Genomic DNA, 224 nt, shown 5'->3' with positions numbered 1-224 from the left:
GTAAGCATCATGAGCTCCCGGATCGATAACACGGATAAACAAGAACAAAGAGTCATCTGTTGAGGTTGGGATATGGGAGTAAACAAGCGCTGAATCGCTAGTGCATTCCCATTGCATTACTGGTTTTTCGTCAGTATGCCAGTAAGTTTTTTGTTGATTCGGCCTGAATAGATGTACGTGAAAAAGCTGCTCTTGTATCGCCCTTTGCGGACCTTCGAAGAGTT

1 protein-coding gene is annotated in these 224 nt (G+C 44.2%); it reads right to left on the bottom strand.

The window, feature by feature from the left end:
- A partial coding sequence (locus tag N788_RS15200) for a type II toxin-antitoxin system YafO family toxin (protein ID WP_211250723.1) occupies positions 1-224 on the bottom strand: 224 nt, incomplete at both ends.

The sequence above is a fragment of the Arenimonas donghaensis DSM 18148 = HO3-R19 genome (assembly GCF_000743535.1).
Lineage (GTDB): Bacteria > Pseudomonadota > Gammaproteobacteria > Xanthomonadales > Xanthomonadaceae > Arenimonas > Arenimonas donghaensis.
This window is presented reverse-complemented; position numbering and strand designations above follow the sequence as displayed.